This is a genomic window from Thermococcus sp. LS2, assembly GCF_012027375.1.
Lineage (GTDB): Archaea > Methanobacteriota_B > Thermococci > Thermococcales > Thermococcaceae > Thermococcus_B.
This window is the reverse complement of sequence record NZ_SNUI01000012.1, coordinates 1-19,950: the sequence shown is the minus strand read 5'-3', so window position 1 is coordinate 19,950 and position 19,950 is coordinate 1. Positions and strand designations below refer to the sequence as shown.

Genomic DNA, 19,950 nt, shown 5'->3' with positions numbered 1-19,950 from the left:
TTTTAAACCACCTCTGTTTTTGGAAGTATAAGTCTAAATCCGTTGAATTCAAGAATGCATATCGGGACGCCATACACTTCCTCAAGAATTTCCTCTCTTAGAATCTCATTCGGTTTCCCAAGAGCTCTAATTCTGCCCCCTTTAACAAGAGCAATCATGTCTGAATAAAGTGAGGCCAAATTCGGGTCGTGGAGAGTCATGATAGCGGAGATACTTTCCTCTTTTGCTAATCTCTTCACAATCCCGAGAACCTTTACCTGGTTTTTAAAATCCAAGTGAGCAGTGGGTTCATCCAAGAGAAGGACTTTTGGTTCCTGCACGAGAGCACGAGCAATCAGAACAAGCTGCAATTGACCTCCGCTCAGCTGTGTGTAGGGTTTATCCTTAAAACGCTCCATTCCTATGAGCTTGAGCTTCTCCAGAGCCTTTTGATAGTGCTCTTCCCTTGGGCTCTCAAAAATACCTAGCTGAGAAGCTAAACCCATAACCACAACGTCCAAAACAGTATAGGGAAAAGGAGGATGATGAGACTGAGGAACATAGCCGGCTAACTTAGCCCTCTCCTTTAGGGGAAGTGAGTGAAAGTCTTTGCCATCTATGAAGACACATTTTTTCTCTGGTTTCAGCAATCCGTAAATGCTTTTCAGAATCGTTGTTTTCCCGCTACCATTTGGGCCAAGCAGCGTTAAAATCTCACCCTCTCTCACCTCAAAGCAGACATCCTCAACGCTGAAATCACCGTAGCTAAATGATAAGCCTTTGACTTCAAGCATTCCAACCACCGCCCGTCTTCCTTAGCAGATACGCAAAGAATGGAATTCCAAGGATTGTTGTCAAAATACCAATTGGGATTTCATAAGTGGCAATTGACCTCGCCAATGTATCAGCTAAAACCATGAATGAAGCCCCTACAGTTATTGTTAGGGGTATCAGTGTTTTGTGATCTGGCCCAAATGCCATTCTAACAATGTGCGGAATCATTAAGCCTACCCAGCCAATTATCCCACAGAAAGCAACTGAAACAGCGGTTATGAGAGAGATTATTATGATAAAAGCAAACTTCAGCTTTTCAGTTTCAACTCCAACGATTTTGGCTTCTTCTCCAAAAGACAAGACGTTCAGCTGCCAGCGCATTAGATAAATCAATGCACATCCAAGAAGTATCACAGGAAATGCAACTTTGACTGAATGCCAGTCAGCGTCTGCAAAGCTTCCCATGAGCCAGTAAACAACGCTCGCCAGCTTTTCATGCTCCATCAAAAACTTCAACAGGGAAGTTAACGCCGAAAAGAATGCATTGACAATTACTCCAGCAAGAACGAGCGAAACAGGAGTTATTCTTCCACCGATTTTGGCCAGAGAAGTTGTCAAGAACACAGCGAGTAAAGCAAAAGCAAAGGCCAAAGGAGTAACACCCAAGCTCAGAGAAAGACCTATAGCCAAAGCAGCGCCAAAAGCAGCCCCCGCTGAGATTCCTAAAATATAGCTGTTAACTAAGGGATTTCTAAATATAGCTTGAAGAACCGCCCCAGAGAGGGCCAATGCAGAACCGACAATCATCGCCAAGATAACCCTTGGAAGTCTTATTTTGAAAAGAATAGTCTGATAAACGCTTGGATAGGGGATTTGAACAGTGAAATTAACCTTTCCAAAAGTTATTTTAGCTAAAATTCCAGAAATGAGCTGGAGGATTTTTAGCGTCACCATATCCACAATAGCAGAGAGAGGGATGTGATAAGCTCCAATGCATAAGCTTATGAAGAATGCAAAAATTGGAGAAACTAAAAGGAAAAGAGAGAGAAGCCTTCTCATACTCAGCCCTCCATGTTGTAGAACCTCTTGAGAAGCTCTTCATATATTGGCTTCCAGTCTGGATAGTATTCCGGATAAATCGCATGTCCAAAGGCATAGATTCCGGTGATGAATCTTGGTCCATATAATGCTGTGGCGTCTTTTCTCCATGAGCTCACCAATATTCCAACGACATTTCCTTCTTTAACAGCTTTGATTTCCTGCCATGCTGGGTCGCTCTTTATCTTTTCTACAGCTTCATTGAGCCTCTCTGCATCCCAGTCAACCACTATCAGAACATCTGTCTTATCTCCAAAGTAAGTTATGAGCTTCTCTAAGTCAAGCTTTGGATACTGTGTTGAGAAGTTGTAGTCAAATGCAACGTTGTGCGCTCCTACAAGCTCAGCGGTTTCAGCATAAGCTGATCCCTTGTAGGAGATGCTTATAGCTCCAGTCGCGTATTTTCCTGCGATTGATGAACCATAAACTATAAGGACGTTTTTCTTCTTGTCTTCTGGTATTTTACTCGCTATCTCAAGCGCTTCGTTGTAATACTTCTCTAAGAAGCTTGCAAGCTCTTCAGCTCTTTTCTCTTTGTCAAAAACTTTTCCAAGAACTCTGATTATCCTGATGTTTTCGTATGGCATTTCTGTTCCAGTTACATTAGAGTCGGGAATTCCAAATGCCAAAACTTTGAAGCCAAACTCTTTTGACTTTTCAATAACATCAAGCTCGCCTTCAGTAAAGCTTCCCTTCCAGCGGCCCATAATTATCAAGTCTGGGTTTAGGCTTGCAACGGTCTCCCAGTTTATGCCCTTCTTGTAAGTACTTCCGACTTGAGGCTTTTCTTTAACGCTTTCAGGCAAGAACTGATTCTTTGGTGTGTACTTATCAATTCCCACTATCTTGTCTGCAACTCCCAAGCAGTACATAACTTCAGCCCAGTAGCTACTCAGAACGATTACCCTCTCCGGAACTTTCTCAAAAGTTACTTTTCTCCCCATTGAATCCATGACAGTTACTGGAACTTCGTATTTAACCCCATAGAAGTTCTCAAGCAGCTCTTTTGCTATTGGCTTCCACTCTGGATAATATTCTGGATAAATTAACCCACCCATCTGATAGACGCCGACTATTATTCTCGGCCCCCAGTCCAAGAACCCCTTAGAGCCAGCCAAAATTCCGTAAACATGGGCCTCTTTAACTGCTTTAATTTCTCTCCATCTTGGGTCATTTCTGATGTCGTTAACTGCTTTCTCAAGCTTGTCTTGGCTGAAGGAGGTTACGATTATAACATCAGCCTTGTCTCCCCAGTAGGCTATTATCTTCTCCAAGTCGAGCTTTGGCCACTGGGTGTCAAACTCCTTGTCAAAAGCCAAGTTGTGAGCGCCAACGAGTTCAACAATACTTGCCCATGCGCTTCCTTTTGCATAAACAGTGATTGGACCACCTATATCTTTCGGAGCGCTTATGAGAAGAACGTTCTTTTTCTTATCTGCTGGAATCTGACTTGCTATTTTGTTAACTTCATCCAGCTTTTCCTTCATCCAGCTTGTAAGTTCCTCAGCTTTCTCCTCTTTTCCAAAAACTTTTCCTAGAAGCTCAATGACCTTGATATTATCCTCAACACTCTTTGCACTCAGAGCTATAACAGGTATCCCAAGCTCTTCAGCTTTCTTAATCGTCTCAGCGTCTTTGTACTTTCCTCCATACCAGTCCACGATTATCAAATCTGGATTCAAGCTTGCAACAGTTTCCCAGTTCAAGCCTTTGAAGCTGCTCCCCACTACGGGCTTCTTTTTAACATCATCTGGAATATACGGATCGTAAGGGATGTACTTTCCAATACCTACAATCTTGTCTTGAATCCCAAGAATACACAAAATCTCTGCCCAATAGCTCGTAAGGACAATAACTCTCTCCGGTGGCTTTTCTATTGTTACAGTTCTTCCAGCAAAGTCCGTAAGCGTTATTGGATATTTAGCTTTGCTCGTAGTTGTTTCAGGTTTCTGCTCCTGAAGGCTTTGGGTAGGAGAGGATTTAGCTGTAACCTTGCTTGTTGTTTCTGTCTGGTAGTTTTGATTTATACAACCGGCACTGAAGACACTGAAAACTAAAACTGACAGCACAAGCAAAGCCAAAAATTTTTTGTTACTCTTCATAAATTTCACCACCATTTGTGCTACTGATTTTAGATTTTGTATTATCAAATGAGAATTAAAATGGCAATTTTTAACGCTTTTTAAAACGGTAGGTGTTCAACTAAAGGTTTAAGACAGAAAAATAGGAATTTCGAAAATCATTCGTCCTTTAAAATCTCAATAGTTGTGAGGTACTTTATATGCTCCATAGATGTGTCTGGATGAGTCATTCTCCTTAAAAGGTTCTTGAAGTAATCACCTTTATCATATGCTACTTCATAAGCTTTTGCAATGTCAAGATAAGACGCGTGAAAGTTTTCCGCCTCCTCTCTTGTGTAGAGTTCAAAAGCTATAAAGTAACCATACTCCCTCTCAACAGGCTCCTTAATATTCTCTATGAAGTCCGCCACGCGGTTGAGCTTGACTGGGTCGTAGGGTTTGTCAATGATCACGAGGACGTCAATCTCATTGAGCTTGCCCTTCAGGTGAGCCCCATAGAAGACCACAGAGAGCAAATTATCACCGTAGAACTCCGTTATCCGCTGGAAAAGCTTTTGCTTTGCTTCTTCAATACTCATTTCAGCACCTCCAAAAATTTAAGAGGTTAGGGGAGTTTTAACCTTAACGCATATTCACGTGCAGTCTGAATGTATAGTTTATAATTCACTGTCTGGGCTACTGCAGGTTCTATGTAGTTTTGGAGCACTATCGGTGCAACGAGACCTATTACAATAACCGTCGCTGCCAGCAGAAGAACCACTAGGCTCATGCTTACTGGTTCCTTCACTGTGACGTCCTTGGTTGGTTTGCCAAGCCATACCTTGTAGAAGACGCGCATGTAGGCAACGAGTGCCGTCACAGAGCTGACCACAATGACCATTGCCAAAGCAAAACTTCTCTCCATCAGGGCATCAAAGAGGAGCAGCTTGCTGAAGAACACGTTGAACGGTGGAATTCCTACGAGGCTGAGGGTTGCTATTGCGAGTCCGAGAGTTGCCATTGGCATCTGCCTGCCCAAACCAGCCATATCATTGATGTCTCTTGAGCCAACGGCGTGGATGAACATGCCCGCAGCAAGGAAGAGTAATGCCTTGGCAATGGCATGGTTGACAATGTGGAATAATGCTGCTTGTAAGCCTAATTGTGTTCCTAATCCAACAGCCATGAAGAGGTAGCCCATGTGCATTATCGTGGAGTAAGCTATGAGCTTCTTAACGTCCCTCTGGGCGTTCATCATGAGTGCACCGAAAAGTGCCGAAACCGCACCGAGGGTTATGACTACTGTCCCCAGGGTTCCAACGATTTTTGCCAGACCCGGTGTGAGTTCACCACCGTAGACCGTGTAGAGGAATCTAATCAGGGCATAAACTCCGACGTTAACGACTAATCCGGAGAGGACTGCTGAAATTGGGCTTGGTGCCGCTGGGTGAGCTTCCGGAAGCCAGAAGTGATTCGGCACAATTGCCGCTTTAATTAAAAACGCCCAAGTGGCTAAGGCTAAAGCAACACCAGAGGCAATTACAATATTCCCAACTGGACTGCCAGTCACTGGAAAACTCAAACCATGAACTTTTGCCGATAAATCAGCAAGATTAACCGTACCAAAAGCCCCGTAGAGAATTCCAAGCGCTAAGAAGTACATAGTCGTGCCTATCGCGCCTATGAAGGCATACTTCAATGCAGCATGAACTGCGTCCTTCCTTCCCCTGTAGAACGCCACTAGAGCGTAGGCGGCAATGCTGGTGACCTCAATCATGACGAAGAGGTTGAAAGCATCACCAGTGAGTAAAACACCCAAAAGTCCAGCTTCCAAGCCTAAATAAAGTGTATAGTACCACTCCAAACCCTCCTCGTGCTCAAGATAGCGGTAGCTGTAAATTGCAATGAGGAACATCAGCGCGGCGGTGAGGAGAGTTATGAGTGCCCCAGTTCTGTCAACCTCATAGATTATGCCAATTGGAGCAGTCCAGCCGCCAAAAGTATATATCAGCGGCTTTTCAGAGGAGTACACTAGTTCGAAAAGCTTGAGCGCGCTGATTAAGGTTAAACCCGTGCCGAGTAGTGCATAGGCTTGGATTATCTTCCTGTTACCCTTAACGATGATCGAAGTCAGAGGGAGTGCAAAGGCAAAGATGACCGGGATCACGGGAGTTAATCCTACAACGTCCATTTCCTCTCACCTCACTCCAGTATTCTCTTCGCGAACCTCTCAAAGTCGGCGGAGATTTCTTCCCTTGCCTTTTCAGGATCTTCAGTTGCTACGTCAATCCAGTGCACGTAGAGGTACTTCTCATCCATGTTGACCACATATGTTCCCGGGGTGTTGGTTATTGAGTTGGCGATGAGCGTTTTCGCGTAGCTCGTCTCGACATCAACGGGAACCTTAACTATTCCAGGATTGTAGTTGCCAGTAATTATTCTGCGTATTACGTCAATGTGAGACTTGGTCTCGGCCACGAGCATGTACCAGATGAAGTAAACAATACTCCAGAACCACCTTACCGGGTTCAATGCCTTAGCGTCGCTCTGGACGACATATTTACCCATTAGCAGTCCTACACCCACGGCGACAATTGCACCCGTGAACAGGTCGTAGGGAGTGGCAGAGCCCGTGAAGAGCACGTAGGTAATAAAGGCAAGTAAAGCAGTTGGAAGGACGCCCCTCATTCCTCACCACCTCTCTTAGCTATCTCCCTGACGTCGAGCGTGCCGTAGAGACGGTAGAGCTGTATCGTCAGCACAGCCAAGAGCATGTTCACGGCCATTCCTATGACTACGGCGGTTATGACAAGGGCCTGTGGAAGCGGGTCAACGGCAGTGTTCACAAACTGACTGAGGGATTCCTTTGAAAGGGACGGCAGTATCGGCGGGACCACTGGATAAGTGAGGCGGTAGCCTATGAAGACTACCATGACGTTAACAACATCACCGAGTATCGTGAGCGATATGATTTTCTTCAGCATGTTCGGCCTGGCGATTATACCGTACAGCGAGACAGCCAAGGTGAGCAGGAGGACGACCCAGAGATAATCCCACAGGAACTCCAAGATGCTCATTTTTTCACCCCCAGGATTTTCTTGAACTTCTCTTCTGGAATTGCTAAGAGCAGGAATACTGCTGTAAAGCCTGCTCCCACCGCAAGAAACTCGAAGAAGTTGTAGTAAATCAGTGAGCCGCCGATGAGTTGTCCATCGAGCTCGGCAGGGAATATTGGTTGATTCTGCATGATGAAACCACCAGTTAATAGTGGAACCAGTGCAGTCAATGCAATTCCTAAGAGACCAATAGAACGCAGGATTAATGCTCTCGTCTTATCGAGGCCATTCTCCTCGAGGGTATACTTTGAATAAGCAGCGATGATGAGGAGAGGCGCTACTGCTAGGGCTGAACCACCCTGGAAACCACCACCAGGAGTCAAATGACCATGCAAAGCAATCGAAGCTGAAACAGCAAGAATCATGACGACTATTACTTTCGTGACGTCCTTCACTATTGGTGTCAGCTCAGTTGGGGCTTTCTCAGCCTTTTTAACTTCCTTCTCCTGTTCTTTGGTGAGCCTAAAGACGGTAAGGCTACCTATTATGGCGAGGAAGAAGACAGCAGTCTCAAAGAGCGTATCAACACCACGATAGTCCCAGAGAATTGAGGTAACAACCTCCGGACTCTTAGCCGAGTAATCACCAAAGTAGCTGTTCTCAAGATAGAACTCACCAAGGGGCCTAATCCCAGTACCATCACCAAAGATACCGAGAGATACCACGGCATAAGTCATGAGTGCAGCGAAGGTGAGGATTGCAATGGCAGTAATTAGACTCTTGCTCCTCATTCACACCACCTCGTATCTCTCGGTCTTGCTGATAGCAAATATCAGCAGGGCAGAGTAAATTCCCACGGCTATCGCTATGTAGGCGAGGACAATGTCGGGAGCCATAAGGATGTAGAAGGCTATGGCGTAAGCTATGGCCTGCACTGCCGAAAATCCGACCGCTTTGAGCAGATCCTTCTCAGTCACAGCTAGATAGCTGGCAACGAAGCCGAGCATGAGAGCAAGGCTGAGGATTAACAGATGAATTTCAATCATCACCCCTCACCTCTGCCAAATGGTCAATCTCTGGCCTCTGGACAAGCTTGGCCTTATGAGCGGCGTAGGCCAGGGCGTGGCTTCCAGCTGGAGAGGCTAAGAGAACTATCACTCCAGTGATGAAGCTCGCTCCGGCAATCGCGTATCTATGATGAAGGAAGTCCGCACCAAGAGCAAGCAGGGCAACGCCGAAGAGCGGAACCGCAGCGCCGCCAATTATCCCCACTGTAGCAGCGTGCATCCTAACGTAGAAGTTCGGGAAGCGGAGCAGACCCAAAGCACCAAACAAGTCACAGAGCGCGCCTATGACGATGAGGACTGCCCCAACGTAGAACAGAACGCTCATGCTCCCACCTCCCTGCTCACCAAGTGTTTTGCTATGTAAATGTCCAGCAAATAGCCCCAGAGCGCTAGAATCATCGCCCCGCTCACAAGGAAGACGCTCCTGAAGTAAACTGCAAGGATAGCCATGAACGCAGCTACATCAAAGGACAGACAGTCAACGGCAAGGACTATGTCTACTATCGTTGGGCCTTTAAATGCCCTAACAGCGTAGAGGATGAATGCTAACAGGTAAATTGGTATCACGAACTTCATAAGCAGAAAGAACTGGGACTCAAGGCTCACACTATCACCTCCTCACTATCTTGAGTTTGGCATCTCCCTCAAGCTCCTGGGCAACCTTTAAGAGGAGCTTCCTATCGTCTTCGGGCAGCCTTTCCACTGGTATCAGTATCAGGTCGCTTATGGACAGGTCTATTTCGTCTCTTTTTGTTCCAAGACTTTCCTTGATTACTTCAACTGTTTTCTCCTTAAGCGTCCCCAGCTCCTCTAGCACAGCCATGTCGCCAGCGAAGTGTGCCATAGCCTTAGAAATATATGGAGGATTAACGTATACTAGCTTTAACAAGTGCCATGTGCCTCTTTTCGTAGGCATCCTTCAACCTCCAGTATTCGTTTTCGAGAAATCTTATCGCGAACTTCACGCGGGAATCTTTCTCCTTCAAGAAGTAGCCAATGACAAGCTCGTGGAGCCTCTCTCTCGGGTTCTCGCTCTCTTGGGCCTTCTTTACAAGTTGCATAAAATCTTCAAGAACTTTCTCTCTATCGAAGTAACCCACAACGCGCCTCAGGGATTCTCTGAGTGTCAGATAAATCCTTTCCTCAATAGGTCTGTCAGGCAAAATGAACTCAATCTCATCTGCATAGTAGTACTCACCCTTCATCTTTTTCTCCTTCAGGCCGAGGAGCTGAGCCAACCCGTAGAGTATTTCCTCTGGACTTGGTGGACATCCCGGGATGTACATATCGGGCTTTTTCCCGTATTCCGCTAAAAGAACCTCTATTCCACCAGTCCTGAGCCTGTCACTTCCCCTCTCCGGGTTCGGATTGTAGATTGGATATCCATTGTAGAATATACCACCGCTGGACGCGCAGGTGCCTATAGCCACAACTATCCTTGGCTTTGGCGGCATTGCCTCGTAGGCTGCTTTGACAGCGTAATAAGTCTGCCTCGTTAGCGGGCCCGAGACGAGAAGGGCGTCTGCATGCCTTGGGCTCGGCACAAGCTTTATTCCCAGCCTCTCGGCGTCGTAGTATGGCGTGAGCACGTCGAGTATCTCGATGTCGCAACCATTACATGAGCCGCTGTCAACATGGAAGACCCAAACAGACTTCAACCTGCTCATCTCCTCTCACCCATCACCTTTGAACCTCTCGGATAGAGGGAAAGGAGAAGGCTATCCGCATAGGGACCTTGAACCGCCAAGGTCTTAGCACTCTCCTCCATCCTGCACTCCCTGCAGAGAAAAGCTCTCTCGGCTATGCCGTGCTGGTCGATGACTTCCTTCGGAAGAATCTGGAACATCTTTTGTATCTGCCTCTCCGTGAACTCCTCGTACTTCCCACAGCGCGGACATCTGTAGAGCTTGTGGTCAACAACCTCGATGAGGTCCTCCTTGTTCGGTGTTGCTATCTCGAACCTCGTTGTGCCCTGCATCGCACCGGTTGGACAAACTTCGACGCAGCGGTGGCACCTTATGCAGCGCGCTGCATTGAAGACAATTCTCTTCCTCCCATTCTCAAAGTCCCACTCTATCGTGAGCGCGTCTGGTGGACAGGCCCTAACACAGGCGCCACAACCGATGCAGAGATGGGGATCTATGTAGGGTATTCCCCTGTATTCAGGCGGCTTTTCGATGTCAACAAAGGGATATGGTGTAGTAACGGGAGCTTTCTTAACTTCCTCCTCTGGTCTCTTCCAGAACTTGAGCCTGTCAGTGAATGAAATCGTCTGGGCCATTATGCCACCCCCTTGCCCTTCTGTATTGAGAGCATGTTGAACTGCTGCTCATTCAGAACCTTAGCTTTTCCAGTCTCAACGTCCACTATCTGGACTCTCTCAGTACAGGAGTAGCACGGATCAATGCTCGCTATGATAAGAGGAGCATCGGCAACGCTGTAGCCTTTGAGCATCTCCGGAACTGCTGGCAGATTGTTGTAAGTTGGAGCCCTAACCTTCCAGCGATAGACCTTGTTCTTCTTGTCAGTCATAACGTAGTGGATGACCTCACCTCTTGGAGCTTCGCTGTAGCCGAGACCCTCCTCATACTCCGGGAGCTCGCCTATTGGTACGAAGACGTCTCCTCCTGGCATCTGATCAATGGCCTGCTCAATTATCCAGATACTCTCAAGAACCTCGTCCATTCTGATGAGGAATCTGGCTAAAACATCACCCTCTTTGTAAACTGGCACCTTGAAGTCCAGATCCTTGTATGCCGCGAAGGGCTGGTCTCTCCTAACGTCAATGTTCCTCCCGCTGGCCCTTCCGTTCGGACCGAGGACTGAGTAAGCCTTGGCCACCTTGTACGGCAGAATTCCAACTCCCTCAGCCCTCTTGACAAAGGTTGCCGTACCGGTCGCTATCTCGATAAACTCCTCAACTTGCCTTCTGAGCTCCTTAATCTTCTCCATTATCATCTCTTTGCGGTAGTCGAGGAAGTCCCTCCTGACGCCACCAACGATGTTGATTCCGTAGGTTTTTCTGTTCCCTGTAAGCCTCTCTGCGAGCCACATGACTGGCTCTCTGACGCGCCAAGCGTGCATGAATCCAGTATCAAATCCTGTTAGGTGTGCAGCAACGCCAGCCCAAAGCATGTGGGAATGGATCCTCTCGATCTCGAGCATTATCGTCCTTATGTACATTGCCCTTTCAGGAATTTCAACACCAGCAATGTTCTCAACTGCTTGAGCATAGCTCGTTGAATGCTGAAAGCCACAGATTCCGCAGATTCTCTCAGCTATGAAGAGAACCTGGTTGTAGGTCAGCCTCCCTTCTCCTATCTTCTCAACTCCTCTATGGGAGTAGAAGCCACGGTAATCAACGTCAACTACTGTTTCTCCCTTGACGAATATTCTAAAGTGAGCTGGCTCATCTAGTGCAAGATGATAAGGACCTATCGGAACTGTCATGGTGTCTGGTGGTCCAGGCTTGTAGTAGCACTTGGGAGTATCCATCGGAGATGCTTTGTAGTCGTGATCTTTTCTGAGTGGATAAACACCCTCAGGCCAGTCCTCAGGCAGGACAAGCCTCCTTAAGTCAGGATGACCTTTAGGGTTAAAGCCAAGAAGATCGTAAACCTCCCTCTCTGCCCAGAGTGCAGCTGGAAGCTCTGCAGCTATTGACGGAAATTCAGGGTTGTCCTCGTCAAGATATGCTTTCAAGATAACCCAGTAGTTCTTATCTCCATTTCCAGGCTCAACGGTAACGTTTATCACCGGAGCGTATGCAAACTTTCCAGCAATGCTCCTTTCGTCAGTTCCAATTCCCATCGAGAAGTGAGTCTCTTTTAGCTCAGAGTTGTTGTGCCAGTAGAGCACCATTTCTGGAAGGGCGTTCTTATCGACTACGAACAAGTACTGGTTTCTCGTAAGCTTTTTACATTCAAAAATAACTTCTTTGAATTTCTCCACAAACTTCCTCAGATGACCATCCTCAAGAGTCTCATCAACTTCAGCAGATTTGCATCCACCAGCACACACGCTACACTCCATAATTCACCACCCCGCTAACGCTATTAACAAAACAACCAGGGACATGAGGAATATCTTCTTATTCAGGGAAACTGCTTGGTCAATTCTCAAACGAGCATTTGCAGCCTCTAATGCCACAGCAAGTGAATACAACAAGAAAGTCATGACAAGTTGAGCGATAAACACTACTATAGAGCTAGTTATACCGAGGAAATCCAGAGCGGGAATCATGACCAATGAAGACAGTAGCCAGAGCAGTACTATCCTCTTTATTAGAAGGGAGTACTTGAATATCCCAAGGAGTCTCCCGCTGTACTCGGTGAGAGGCCCTCCAATTACCTCGGTCTCTGCCTCGGCTATATCAAAAGGTACGAAACCACCCTCAACATAGACCGCGTAAGCCAGCAGGATGTAAGCGAGGGCAACGGAAAGTGAAAGACCAACACTGAAGGGCATCTCGGCAACGTTGAGTGTTCCAAGTTTGAATGCTAGGACACCGAAGACACTGGCCAACACTGGCTCAATCGAAAGTATCAGCATAACCTCCCTATGTCCTCCTATGTGCGAGAACGCATTCTGGACGGAGAAAGCTGCTAACACCATAGCCACGCTGACCATTGTCATAACGTAGAAGAAAACTATGAGGCTTTTTCCAAAGGCTAATACTGGTTCTTTACCAAAGGGAAGCATTAATCCTCCAGCAACAGCAGAAGCCAGTGCGATATAGGGTGCTAATCTGAAGATAAGGTTCTCGGTTGGAAGCACTGACGGTAGCTTGAGCAGCTTTTCAAGGTCGTAGAATGTCTGCATTATCGGTGGACCTCTCCTGTATTGAATCCTTGCCTTTATTTTTCGTCCTATTCCATCAAGGAGTGGAGGAAGGAGGAAAATGACTATTGGAGCAGCAATTAAACTTACATAATCCATCCTCATCACCTCACAGCACCAAGAGTGCAAGTATTATTGCCGTAGTCAGCATTGAGGCCAAGAAGAGATCATCCATGGACACTGAAATGCCAGAAATTAGCACAACAATGTTCTTGACCAAGTCCATTATCGGAACAAAGAATGCCTCGTCTAGGTATCTAGCGCTGTGATGACGAAGCTCACTGAGGGTGAAAGAGCGCTTTTTCTCTCTGCCTGTATATACGAGTCCCTTGGCAAGGATGAGATAAAAAGATAGTAAAGCTGAAAGAATGACCTTTCCGACCATACCAGCGGTTTTTCCAAGTTTATACACACCCTCCATTTCACTAAAGTACTGCTCATAATAGTCCCTAGCCTTTGCTCCGTATCTTTCTTCTGGGAGAAAGAGAGCTCCCACGTTCCAAGGTTTGACATCGGTCGTCTTTGGTCTAAGGACAAAGTACAAAGCAACTGCAACGAATGAAACCGCAAGGAGCAGGGCTATTGGTGAGAAGTAATCAAAGCCAGTGAATATAGAGTCAACGGTAACTGTAACGCTGTTCCCCTCCAGCGAAACCGTCAGTATCGGATAAGCGATGGCTGGGAAGACTCCAACCGCGAGTGACATTATGGCAAGTATCCCCTCGGCGAGGAGCATTCCTAAGGGAACTTCCTCGGCGTTTTCTATTTTCTTGTTTGGTTCACCTCCAAAAGCAGATGTGTAAAGCTTGAGCGAATACGCTAGGGTTACAGCACTCATGAACACTGCCATAACTGAACCGAGGACAAAGAGAGAGATTCCAGAGTAGTAGCCTACTTGGTAAATCATCCACTTGGAGAGGAAGCCGCTGAAGAGGGGCACTCCAGCGAGGGAAAGCGCGCCTATAACAGTGAAGAGCGATGAGTATGGCATTGCCTTCCTCAGACCGCCCAGCTCATTGAGGTCTGCCGTACCTGCAGAGTACTCGAAGTTGCCAGAGATAAGGAAGAGTAGCCCCTTGAAGAGGGTGTGATTGAAGGAGTGGAAGACTCCGGCGAGGAAGGCCAGGTAAGCCAGGCTCTCCATGCCCTTTGCTAAGAAGACCATACCCATGCCCACCGCGAACCAGATGTAACCCATCTGACCAACGCTTGAATAGGCAAGGAGCCTCTTCGCGTGGGTCTCTCTAAGGGCGTAGAGGGTGCCGAAGGTCATGGTAAGTATTCCGATGATAACGAGGACATAGCCGATGGTCTCATTGCACGGAAGGACGTTGCAGAGGAGCCTTATCAGGCCGTAAACTGCCATCTTCTCCATGGCTCCAGCCATCAGGGAGGCTATGTTGCTAGGAGCAGCCTCATAGGCATCAGGTACCCAGAACTGGAAGGGCACGCTTCCGGATTTTGCAAGGAACGTCACGAGGAACATCACGTAGAGTAGCCTGAGCTGAGTCGAGGAGAGTGACACTACGACATCCTTAAGGGTGGCATAGTCAACGATGAAGCTTCCTGTGGCGGAGTAGATTACTCCGAGGGCTATAAATAGGGGTACCGTGTTGACGAGCTGCATTGTGAGGAGGTACTTAATCCCAGCGTTCTGCTCCTTCCAGCTCACAAAGACGAAAGACGTCAGCGTCATCAGCTCCCAGAAGAAAACGAACCAAAGCAAGTTTGAAACCAATACCACGAACACCATCGATACTACAAACGTGCCGTAGAGGAGCGTGTAAGCAAAGGGTCTTTCCACGTCTCTATGGACTTCCATATATGAAAAAGAGTATACTGAAACCACGAGGCTGAGGAGTGCAAGGATGAAGAGAAATGGAAGGGAGATGCTGTCTATCGTGAGAGATACACCCAAGAAGCTCTCCTGAACAGGAAGCCCTTTGGATAATGCATCCGCAACTATGCCTATGAGCGACAAGGATGCTACAGCAGAGAGGACACTCGAAACCTTGATGCTCCTCTTAAAGTCCCCAATAAGACCAGAAACCGCTGAGATTGAGTAGAGCGCAATGGGTATTTCAATCATCTCACATCACCCCACGAAGCTTATCTTGGTCACGAGCTTCATGCTTAGGAACGGGGCAACTATGGCGAGGACTATTAGAACCACAAGGACAAAGCGCATCAGCGGGGACACTTCCGCACTCTCCACCGCTGGCTCGCTGAAGACCATCCTCTTAATCCATCCGAGTGACACCATGAGGAAAACCGTCGCATCTGCCAGTACGAGGAGGAGCGGAATCCACCCGACCCAGTCAGTTGTCGCTGAGGCGTTGATGAAGAGGTAGGCCTTGCTGAAAAACAGGCCGAGCGGAGGGACTCCAGCCAATCCAAGGAGGGCCAGGAACCAGCTTGCACCGACGACGGGAGCGAGTTTTCCAAGACCCTTAATCTTCTCCATGTCAAGCGTTCCAAAGGCGTAGCTGAAGGTTCCCGCAGTGAGGAAAGCTAAACCCTTAACAAACGCATGGTTAGCCAGCTGGAACATCGCGGCTTGAAGGCCGTAGGCGGAGCCGAGCACAGCATAGAGCACACCGACATACATCACTCCAGCCTCTGCTATAGTGGAGTAAGCTAAAAGCCTCTTGGCGTCCTTCTGAAGTGGGTAATAAAGAATCGCTATGAGTAAAGTCAGCGAGACGAAGGCCAGCATGACGTAGAAAGCTGTCTCTGGAATCGGCTGCATGAACTGGGCAGCCCTGGCGAGCAGGTATACACCCATCTCAATCATTGCCGCACCGTGGAGAAAAGCAGAAGCAGGTGTTGGGGCCGCCATTGCATCCGGAAGCCATGAGTAGAGTGGAAACTGGGCGCTCTTAGTGAAAGCAGCAACCATTATGCCCAAGAAGACCAGAAGCTTAAGGTCGTCGCTCAGGTTCTGAAGAGCATAAAGGCTCAGATCATGAAGCTTGAGGATGCCAATACCAACAGCAGTATAAAGACCAACCATCGCACCGAAGTTCGGCACGAGCAGAGCCTTGTATGCAGCTCTCTCGGCTTTTGAACTCTTATAATAGCCAACAACACCCCAGCAGGCGAGTCCCATTATCTCGAAGAATATGAGCAGCTGGAGTGTCGTGGAGGAGTATATGAAGGCCAGCGTAGCTCCAACAAAGATGACCATCCAAGCGTAGAACCTACCCTTATCGGAGTAAACGGGGTGCTGTTTGTTCTTCTCGCTCATGTAGTCAACCGCGTAGAGGAGGAACAGAACACCCGCGAGACTAACAACGAAGCCCACCAAAACGCTCATCGGGTCAATTATAATGCCGTAGACCTCACCGAGGGAAGAAGTTTTGAGGTAAACGATGTGATAAGAGCCACCCACATTTAAATACTCAATAACTCCCGCTAGGTTAGCCAAGAAAGAAGACACAACCGCAATAAGCATGAAGACATCAGCCTTTCTACCATCTAATTTGAACAGAAACGGACCGAAGAGCAGTGGAATCAAAAAAGAGATGATGAAGAGAGAGGCGTTCATCTCAGCACCTCCTATCACCTAATGATGTACGCCTCGAGGACATTAGTCCTGTCGCCGATGTCCTTGAGCTGAGCGATTATCCTTCCTTCTCTAGCCCAGAGAACGTCGTTTATGTCACCGTACTTGAGAGCCTCAGTTGGGCACGCTGAGACACAGGCAGGGAGCTTTCCTTCTGCTCTGCGGTGAGCACAGAGATCGCACTTGTCCATTATCTTGTTGTACTCGTCTACCTTTGGAACACCAAATGGACATGCAAGACCACACATAAGACAGCCGATACACTTGAGGGGATCGAGAATAACTGCGCCATCCTCGTCCTTGGAGAGCGCGTTGACAGGACAGACTTCCATACACGGAGCCTTTTCACAGTGGCGGCAGTTGAAGGCAACGCTGGTCAAGTCGGGGAACTCAAAAACCCTAATTCTAGCCTCTCCATGCTCCATCTCACAAGCAACTTCACAAGCCTTACAGGCGATGCAGCGCCTAAAATCGATAAATATCTTCTTGCCCATTTAAATCACCCCTCAACCTTAGAAATTCTACAAGCGGCTGTCTTCAGCTCGGGCATCTTGGCATACTCATCGAGAACGTCCTTGGTCAGGTAGTTGAAGTTCCAGTGCCATGGAACAGCGACAACGCCTTCTCTAATGTGCGGCGTGACCCTAGCCTTGAGAACCAGCGCTGCCCTCCTGGTCTCGACCTTTACGAGGTCGCCGTCCTTTATGCCGAGCCTCTTCGCGTCGTTCTCGTTGATCTCAATGTACTCCTCCGGCCACCTCTTGCTCAGGCTCTTGCTCCTGTGGCTCATGGTTCCAGTGTGGAAGTGGCCAACAAGCCTGTAGTTGGTGAGCCAGAAGGGATATTCCTCGTCAGGAACCTCTCCAGGCTCTTTATACTCCACGGGGATGAGCTGAGCCTTTCCATTTGGCGTCAGGAAGCCTTGGACAAAAAGCCTCGGTGTTTCGGTGCTCTCGTCTGGACACGGTATCATACAGCCTTGGAGGTTCTTCTTGAGCCTCTCGGGTGTCGCGCCAGCAAGGGGTGGAATCGTTCTGTTTATCTCCCTCAGGATGTCGTCTACGTCGGAGTAGTTGAAGTACTCCCCAAGGCCGAGCTCCTTCGCGAGCATTACGATAATCTCCCAGTCTGGCTTGGCCTCTCCTGGTGCATCAGCAGCCTTAAAGCTCCTCTGAACCCTCCTCTCGAAGCTTATAGCAGTTCCATCTTTCTCGAACCAAGCGGCAGCTGGAAGAACTATGTCGGCGTATCTCGCGGTTTCAGTGAGGAAGATGTCTTGGACAACGAGGAACTCGATGTTCTTAAACGCTTCTTCAACCTTCTTTAGGTTCGGGAGGGACTTTGCTGGGTTAGTTCCCATAACGTAGAGAGCCTTGAGCTTACCCTCAAGGATTGCGTCAATCATCTCGACGTAAGTTATTCCAGGCTTCTCCGGAATCTCGAAGCCCCATACTTCCTCAATTCTCTTCTTGTGCTCTTCAGCGTGAAGTGGGAACTTTCCTGGCAGTGCATCTGGCTCAATACCCATGAGTCCAGCACCCATACCGTTGTGGGCACCTGGTATGGCTCCAGACATAACGCCCTCCTTTCCGAAGTAGCCGCAGAGAACCATCATCTCGGTGAGGGCCATAACTGTCCTCGTTCCGTTGGCATGCTGGTTAACACCCTCGTTCGTCAGCAAGGCGGCAGTTCCAGCAGTCGCAAAGGTAATTGCGGCCTTCCTTATGAGCTCAGCCGGAACACCGCTGACCTTCTCGGCCCATTCTGGAGTGTACTTCTCAACGGTCTTAGCGAGCTCCTCAAGACCTTCCGCACGCTCCGCCACGAAGTCCTTGTCGTAAAGCTCCTCAGTGATTATGACGTTGAGCATAGCCAAGGCAACAGCAAGGTCGGTTCCGGGATACGGCTGCAGGTGTATGTCCGCGTATTTGGCGGTCTTCGTTTTCCTTGGGTCAACGACAATGAGAGTGGCGTTATTGTCGAGAATTGCCTTCTCAATGTACTGACCGAAGAAGACCGGATTAGTTGCGGCTGGATTGTATCCCCAGAGAACAATGACCTTGGCCTTGAGAATGTCCTCGAATGGATTCGTCAGGCCAGGATGCCCAAGAACCATTCCCTTGCCGGCGACGGCCGTTGACTGACACATTCTACAAACGTAGTCAAGGTTGTTGGTTCCCAAAGCTCTAGCCAGCTTCTGGAGGACATAGTTCTCCTCTATGGAACACCTCTCACTTCCGAGAAAAGCAAGAGCCTCAGGACCGTATTTCTCCCTTATTTCTTTAAGCTTCTGCGCAATTTCCCTAATTGCCTCTTCCCAGCTTATCTCGACGAACTTACCTTCACCTCTTTCGCCAACTCTCTTGAGGGGCTTCTTAAGCCTGTCTGGATGTCTGAGGTACTGGAATGAGGAAACACCTTTTGGACAAAGCTTGCCATGGTTCCTGGTATCATGCTCATAATCGAACTCAATTTTCTTAGGATATCCATTGACGCTTACTATATAGAACCTACAACCAACAGAACACCATGGACATACTACTGGCACAAGCTTCTCTGCCATACCCACCACCCAATTAGCTGTGACTGACTAGTCAGTTTATTCGGATATGGTAAGCAATGAACCATTTAAATATTTTTTCCTTACGTTGTGTTATACACATAGTTGATTTTTTGATGTAAATTTATGACCATTTAGTCAATTACTGACAATATGTTATAAATTTTGCAATTCTATTTAAATTATATTATTCAAACTAACATGAAAATGCTAAAATGGGTAACATTCCGTGTACATGAAGTTGCACTTTGGAGCGCAACATTAAGATGTATACAAAAGAGCATTGTTCACTTAAAACAAACTAATTAACATTATAAAAATCCATTAGTAATCCTGTTTACTAACTTTTAGCAACAATGTTCAAATGTACAAATATGCTCAGAAAAAATGAGATTATGCAAAAAAATATTTAAAATATTCCTTTTTAATGTGTTAATTTTTCAAACTTTTCTCTATCAATCTGATAATTTCCGAGACATAATCGACATCTGGAGTGCACAAGTACTCAACAAAGATCAATCTTGAAAGTAGAGCGCCATAGAACGCCTTAAAAACAACCATAGCGGTTTTTTCATCTACATTTGCAAGTTGTGATATCTTTTTAGCACCCTTGGAAATAGCCTCCGTGCAGAATGTCTTGTGAATTTCCTCAACTTCCTTTATCTTGCTCTTCACGGCTAGTGTGTAGAAGAACAGGGAGCGTAAGACTGGATCACAGTAATATACAATATATGCATTTGCAATACTGTGTAGAAATTCCGTAAGGCTCTCGTGTTCCTTCTCAAGCTCTTCTCTTATTGCAGAATAAGGCAAAGACTGAAGAGCTGTTGTATCCTGAAATTTTTTCGCGGATGTCATACAGCACTCACCCCCCTGAACAACCACCACAACTTCAACCCAACAGGAGCCCCCCTCAAATAAACCCTACCAGGAAAATCATAACCCAAACCCC

The 19,950-nt window shown here is 47.4% G+C and carries 21 protein-coding genes; all 21 read right to left on the bottom strand.

Annotation, left to right across the window (positions count from 1 at the left end):
- Positions 1-2: 2 nt before the first annotated feature.
- The 21 genes from E3E24_RS11705 to E3E24_RS11605 all read right to left on the bottom strand — a co-directional run bounded on the left by E3E24_RS11705 (position 3) and on the right by E3E24_RS11605 (position 19,856).
- Positions 3-773, bottom strand: a complete 771-nt coding sequence (locus tag E3E24_RS11705) for an ABC transporter ATP-binding protein (protein ID WP_167885186.1) — start codon at positions 771-773, stop codon at positions 3-5.
- A complete protein-coding gene (locus tag E3E24_RS11700; RefSeq protein ID WP_167885185.1) occupies positions 766-1,812 on the bottom strand; it encodes an iron ABC transporter permease in 1,047 nt (348 codons plus the stop codon). Before E3E24_RS11700 ends, E3E24_RS11705 begins: the two co-directional genes overlap by 8 nt.
- 2 nt (positions 1,813-1,814) lie before the next feature.
- On the bottom strand, positions 1,815-3,953 hold the full coding sequence (locus tag E3E24_RS11695) for an ABC transporter substrate-binding protein (RefSeq protein ID WP_167885184.1): 2,139 nt from the start codon (positions 3,951-3,953) through the stop codon (positions 1,815-1,817).
- A gap of 137 nt (positions 3,954-4,090) precedes the next feature.
- On the bottom strand, positions 4,091-4,510 hold the full coding sequence (locus E3E24_RS11690; protein WP_167885183.1) for a nucleotidyltransferase: 420 nt from the start codon (positions 4,508-4,510) through the stop codon (positions 4,091-4,093).
- Between the two features lie 26 nt (positions 4,511-4,536).
- Positions 4,537-6,102, bottom strand: a complete 1,566-nt coding sequence (locus E3E24_RS11685) for a proton-conducting transporter membrane subunit (RefSeq protein ID WP_167885182.1) — start codon at positions 6,100-6,102, stop codon at positions 4,537-4,539.
- 11 nt (positions 6,103-6,113) lie between these two features.
- Positions 6,114-6,599, bottom strand: a complete 486-nt coding sequence (locus E3E24_RS11680; RefSeq protein WP_167885181.1) for a Na+/H+ antiporter subunit E — start codon at positions 6,597-6,599, stop codon at positions 6,114-6,116.
- Positions 6,596-6,988, bottom strand: coding sequence for a sodium:proton antiporter (locus tag E3E24_RS11675; protein ID WP_167885180.1), 393 nt, complete (start codon positions 6,986-6,988; stop codon positions 6,596-6,598). The genes E3E24_RS11680 and E3E24_RS11675 overlap by 4 nt, the downstream gene beginning before the upstream one ends.
- Positions 6,985-7,704, bottom strand: coding sequence for a Na(+)/H(+) antiporter subunit B (locus tag E3E24_RS11670; protein WP_240912131.1), 720 nt, complete (start codon positions 7,702-7,704; stop codon positions 6,985-6,987). The genes E3E24_RS11675 and E3E24_RS11670 overlap by 4 nt, the downstream gene beginning before the upstream one ends.
- A gap of 54 nt (positions 7,705-7,758) precedes the next feature.
- On the bottom strand, positions 7,759-8,013 hold the full coding sequence (locus E3E24_RS11665) for a hydrogenase subunit MbhD domain-containing protein (RefSeq protein WP_167885178.1): 255 nt from the start codon (positions 8,011-8,013) through the stop codon (positions 7,759-7,761).
- A complete protein-coding gene (mnhG, locus tag E3E24_RS11660) occupies positions 8,006-8,359 on the bottom strand; it encodes a monovalent cation/H(+) antiporter subunit G (protein WP_167885177.1) in 354 nt (117 codons plus the stop codon). Before mnhG ends, E3E24_RS11665 begins: the two co-directional genes overlap by 8 nt.
- A complete protein-coding gene (locus E3E24_RS11655; RefSeq protein WP_167885176.1) occupies positions 8,356-8,640 on the bottom strand; it encodes a monovalent cation/H+ antiporter complex subunit F in 285 nt (94 codons plus the stop codon). The genes mnhG and E3E24_RS11655 overlap by 4 nt, the downstream gene beginning before the upstream one ends.
- A 4-nt stretch (positions 8,641-8,644) precedes the next feature.
- Positions 8,645-8,878, bottom strand: a complete 234-nt coding sequence (locus E3E24_RS11650; protein WP_206205346.1) for a hypothetical protein — start codon at positions 8,876-8,878, stop codon at positions 8,645-8,647.
- A gap of 22 nt (positions 8,879-8,900) precedes the next feature.
- A complete protein-coding gene (locus tag E3E24_RS11645) occupies positions 8,901-9,701 on the bottom strand; it encodes an NADH-quinone oxidoreductase subunit B family protein (RefSeq protein ID WP_167885174.1) in 801 nt (266 codons plus the stop codon).
- Complete coding sequence (locus E3E24_RS11640; RefSeq protein ID WP_167885173.1) at positions 9,698-10,315, bottom strand: NADH-quinone oxidoreductase subunit I; 618 nt, start codon at positions 10,313-10,315, stop codon at positions 9,698-9,700. The genes E3E24_RS11645 and E3E24_RS11640 overlap by 4 nt, the downstream gene beginning before the upstream one ends.
- Positions 10,315-12,066, bottom strand: a complete 1,752-nt coding sequence (locus tag E3E24_RS11635) for an NADH-quinone oxidoreductase subunit C (protein WP_167885172.1) — start codon at positions 12,064-12,066, stop codon at positions 10,315-10,317. The genes E3E24_RS11640 and E3E24_RS11635 overlap by 1 nt, the downstream gene beginning before the upstream one ends.
- Before the next feature lie 3 nt (positions 12,067-12,069).
- Positions 12,070-12,972, bottom strand: coding sequence for a respiratory chain complex I subunit 1 family protein (locus E3E24_RS11630; protein WP_167885171.1), 903 nt, complete (start codon positions 12,970-12,972; stop codon positions 12,070-12,072).
- A 10-nt stretch (positions 12,973-12,982) separates the two neighbouring features.
- Positions 12,983-14,962 carry a complex I subunit 5 family protein gene (locus E3E24_RS11625; protein ID WP_167916056.1) on the bottom strand — a complete coding sequence of 660 codons (1,980 nt, stop codon included), beginning with the start codon at positions 14,960-14,962 and terminating at the stop codon, positions 12,983-12,985.
- A gap of 6 nt (positions 14,963-14,968) precedes the next feature.
- On the bottom strand, positions 14,969-16,420 hold the full coding sequence (locus tag E3E24_RS11620; protein ID WP_167885169.1) for a hydrogenase 4 subunit D: 1,452 nt from the start codon (positions 16,418-16,420) through the stop codon (positions 14,969-14,971).
- Between the two features lie 14 nt (positions 16,421-16,434).
- On the bottom strand, positions 16,435-16,932 hold the full coding sequence (locus E3E24_RS11615) for a 4Fe-4S dicluster domain-containing protein (RefSeq protein WP_167885168.1): 498 nt from the start codon (positions 16,930-16,932) through the stop codon (positions 16,435-16,437).
- A gap of 5 nt (positions 16,933-16,937) precedes the next feature.
- On the bottom strand, positions 16,938-19,001 hold the full coding sequence (gene fdhF / locus E3E24_RS11610; protein ID WP_167885167.1) for a formate dehydrogenase subunit alpha: 2,064 nt from the start codon (positions 18,999-19,001) through the stop codon (positions 16,938-16,940).
- Positions 19,002-19,430: 429 nt separating this feature from the next.
- Positions 19,431-19,856, bottom strand: coding sequence for a hypothetical protein (locus E3E24_RS11605; RefSeq protein WP_167916055.1), 426 nt, complete (start codon positions 19,854-19,856; stop codon positions 19,431-19,433).
- Positions 19,857-19,950: the final 94 nt, after the last annotated feature.

Bases quoted from the DNA above. Each gene is read 5' to 3' on its own strand.
- E3E24_RS11645 (WP_167885174.1), bottom strand. From the start codon at position 9,701: ATGAGCAGGTTGAAGTCTGTTTGGGTCTTCCATGTTGACAGCGGCTCA.
- E3E24_RS11650 (WP_206205346.1), bottom strand. From the start codon at position 8,878: ATGGCACACTTCGCTGGCGACATGGCTGTGCTAGAGGAGCTGGGGACG.
- E3E24_RS11700 (WP_167885185.1), bottom strand. From the start codon at position 1,812: ATGAGAAGGCTTCTCTCTCTTTTCCTTTTAGTTTCTCCAATTTTTGCA.
- E3E24_RS11695 (WP_167885184.1), bottom strand. From the start codon at position 3,953: ATGAAGAGTAACAAAAAATTTTTGGCTTTGCTTGTGCTGTCAGTTTTA.
- E3E24_RS11690 (WP_167885183.1), bottom strand. From the start codon at position 4,510: ATGAGTATTGAAGAAGCAAAGCAAAAGCTTTTCCAGCGGATAACGGAG.
- E3E24_RS11625 (WP_167916056.1), bottom strand. From the start codon at position 14,962: ATGATTGAAATACCCATTGCGCTCTACTCAATCTCAGCGGTTTCTGGT.
- E3E24_RS11605 (WP_167916055.1), bottom strand. From the start codon at position 19,856: ATGACATCCGCGAAAAAATTTCAGGATACAACAGCTCTTCAGTCTTTG.
- mnhG (WP_167885177.1), bottom strand. From the start codon at position 8,359: ATGAGCGTTCTGTTCTACGTTGGGGCAGTCCTCATCGTCATAGGCGCG.
- E3E24_RS11675 (WP_167885180.1), bottom strand. From the start codon at position 6,988: ATGAGCATCTTGGAGTTCCTGTGGGATTATCTCTGGGTCGTCCTCCTG.
- E3E24_RS11630 (WP_167885171.1), bottom strand. From the start codon at position 12,972: ATGGATTATGTAAGTTTAATTGCTGCTCCAATAGTCATTTTCCTCCTT.
- E3E24_RS11685 (WP_167885182.1), bottom strand. From the start codon at position 6,102: ATGGACGTTGTAGGATTAACTCCCGTGATCCCGGTCATCTTTGCCTTT.
- E3E24_RS11670 (WP_240912131.1), bottom strand. From the start codon at position 7,704: ATGACTTATGCCGTGGTATCTCTCGGTATCTTTGGTGATGGTACTGGG.
- E3E24_RS11615 (WP_167885168.1), bottom strand. From the start codon at position 16,932: ATGGGCAAGAAGATATTTATCGATTTTAGGCGCTGCATCGCCTGTAAG.
- E3E24_RS11680 (WP_167885181.1), bottom strand. From the start codon at position 6,599: ATGAGGGGCGTCCTTCCAACTGCTTTACTTGCCTTTATTACCTACGTG.
- E3E24_RS11665 (WP_167885178.1), bottom strand. From the start codon at position 8,013: ATGATTGAAATTCATCTGTTAATCCTCAGCCTTGCTCTCATGCTCGGC.
- E3E24_RS11635 (WP_167885172.1), bottom strand. From the start codon at position 12,066: ATGGAGTGTAGCGTGTGTGCTGGTGGATGCAAATCTGCTGAAGTTGAT.
- E3E24_RS11620 (WP_167885169.1), bottom strand. From the start codon at position 16,420: ATGAACGCCTCTCTCTTCATCATCTCTTTTTTGATTCCACTGCTCTTC.
- fdhF (WP_167885167.1), bottom strand. From the start codon at position 19,001: ATGGCAGAGAAGCTTGTGCCAGTAGTATGTCCATGGTGTTCTGTTGGT.
- E3E24_RS11640 (WP_167885173.1), bottom strand. From the start codon at position 10,315: ATGGCCCAGACGATTTCATTCACTGACAGGCTCAAGTTCTGGAAGAGA.
- E3E24_RS11705 (WP_167885186.1), bottom strand. From the start codon at position 773: ATGCTTGAAGTCAAAGGCTTATCATTTAGCTACGGTGATTTCAGCGTT.